Source organism: Staphylococcus sp. HMSC14C01, assembly GCF_001808085.1.
In the GTDB taxonomy this organism is placed as follows: domain Bacteria; phylum Bacillota; class Bacilli; order Staphylococcales; family Staphylococcaceae; genus Staphylococcus; species Staphylococcus hominis.
In genome coordinates this window covers 110,073-110,656 of record NZ_KV792027.1, presented here as the reverse complement: position 1 = coordinate 110,656, position 584 = coordinate 110,073, and the positions used below count along the sequence as shown (strand labels likewise).

Sequence of the window (584 nt, the reverse complement as noted above, 5' to 3'; positions counted from 1 at the left end):
TTAAAGGATAGAAATAGTTATTCTAAAACAGACTATGATGCCACATTTATAAGAATGAAAGAAGATTATATGAAAAAAGGACAACTCAATCCAGGGTATAATTTACAAGTAGAGACAAATTCTCAATTGTTTTATCTTATCATGTGTATCAAAATCTTACTGATACAAGAACGATGATACCATTTTTAAATTCAATTCAAGAAACCTACGGTCATTTATCTGAATATATTGTAGCTGACGTAGGTTATGGTAGTGAATCAAATTATATGGTAATTATAGATCATTTCAATTGAACGTCGCGTATAACTTATTGGAATGTTTATAAAAGATAAAACTAAAGATATAAAAGTGACATCTTTAATACTCAAAATTGGAATTATGACGAAATTAACAATGAATTCATTTGTCAGAACAATAAAAGTCTAGGACTTAAAAGATATGCCTATCGCCACGACAATATGGTTTTAAACGAGATTTTAAATTATATGAATGTGATGATTGTTTAGATTGTTCTGTGAAACATCAATGCATGAAATTCAATTCAAAAACAAGTAAAAAAATAATGAAGAATTATAATTGGGAAT

General features: G+C 26.9%; 1 pseudogene. It reads left to right on the top strand.

The annotated features are described in order from the left end of the window. A pseudogene (locus tag HMPREF3131_RS10985) lies at positions 1 to 584 on the top strand (transposase); the annotation flags it as partial.